This is a genomic window from Leptolyngbya sp. BC1307 (genome assembly GCF_002286735.1).
Lineage (GTDB): Bacteria > Cyanobacteriota > Cyanobacteriia > Phormidesmidales > Phormidesmidaceae > Phormidesmis.
This window is the reverse complement of sequence record NZ_NRTA01000137.1, coordinates 1-1,480: the sequence shown is the minus strand read 5'-3', so window position 1 is coordinate 1,480 and position 1,480 is coordinate 1. Positions and strand designations below refer to the sequence as shown.

The following is a 1,480-nucleotide window of genomic DNA, read 5'->3' as shown; positions in this document are numbered from 1 at the left end:
GGGCGCATCTAGGTGTTGTGGGAGGGGTGCTTTAGAACGCTCGAAGGGACGAGGGGAAACAAGTCATCAAATCGCTGATTGACCCAAGCAACTCTGAGAATCAACAGATGGTCGAGGCCCTCCTCACTCCAGCGCATACCAACGCCCTTAAACCGCTGCTGAATTAACCATTTGCAAGCACTTTCAACGAGTCCAGAGCCCAAAGGAATCTGCTGCCGCTCAAAGTGCTGATAGCGAATATGAGCATGATGCCGTTGAAAGTAAGCCTGCACCTGAACGAGTGTTTGCAGAGATTTGCCCGAGAGCAGTTCGGTGTTCACCAGCACCGTGAGCATCGCTAGAACGGAACTGTGCTGCCCGTGGCGCAAAGCATGACGCCAACGCTCGAACCACTCAAGTTGGTCTGCTTTGGTTGTCAAAAGGACGGTGGCGGCACGCCAGAGATGGCCAGCGGCATGATAAAAGTCGAGGACAGCCACCGCGCACCTGCCAAAACATTGACGATAAACCCGCCAGAAGCCTCGCCCGCCATCACTGAGCCAGATGACCTTAGGGGCTGATTCAAAGGACTGCTTGCGCGCTTCGAGCGTCACCTGTGGGATAAAGGCTTCGAGGTCACCGAGCACTGCGACCAGTCGCCTGTGCTTGAGCTTGACAACGGGTTTGCCTGCGCCAGTGAGCCGTTCGCCCAAGCGGGCCAGAATCGCGACCTTGACTTCTCGCCAGATGACTTTACCTTTGGGTGTTTTAGGCTGCGAGCGCATCGGCACCATCACCCCATCGGCAGCCACGACCAACGGTAGCGCCGCCAGTGCATCGGTCAAGATTTCAGAGATGACAGGCTGCCCAGCTTGCTGCTGTGCCAACTGTTCAGACAACTCGGCTAGGGCGGTGTTGCCCTGTTGTTCAACCCAATTCCATAGGCTGCTAGCGCTCACCTGCAAGCCACTGAACTGACCGAGTAGCCAAGCGGCCAACTCGTAAGGCACAAACAAGCTCAATAGACAGCCCAAGCGCACTAATTCATCACTGCTGTTTTGATGAGGGACAATCCCCAGGGCAACGTCAAGCGGTACCGATAAAGGCCCCTTGCAGCCGCTCGGACAGCGGCCCACCCGTCGCTTTCAGCGCACCACACCGATCAGCGTTGTGAGCTGACGAGGCCGATAGCCCTTTGAGCGGAGTTGATGGCCGCACTGTTCACAGGCTGGCCAGCTTTGGGGCCCGGCGGCGCGTTCCTCTAGTGCCGTGCTCAACACCCAGCGGGCAAACAACAGGCCCAGTTGTAAGGCGCTGCATACCAGCGCCGGGAAGCGCTCTGCTTTAGAAAAAACCGCCCACTGCTGTTGCCACTCACGACTCTCTGGGCAAAACGATTGGATAGAAGATACAATCATGACTAGTTTTTGTTGGGACGGGATCTATGATCTCATCCCTTTTTTCTTATTGGCAAGTCCTCCCACAACATCTGGATGCGCCC

1 pseudogene is annotated in these 1,480 nt (G+C 56.4%); it reads right to left on the bottom strand.

Annotated features, from left to right (window positions below):
* Positions 1-8: 8 nt before the first annotated feature.
* A pseudogene (locus CKL79_RS22385) lies at positions 9-1,397 on the bottom strand (ISKra4 family transposase).
* Between the last annotated feature and the right edge of the window lie 83 nt (positions 1,398-1,480).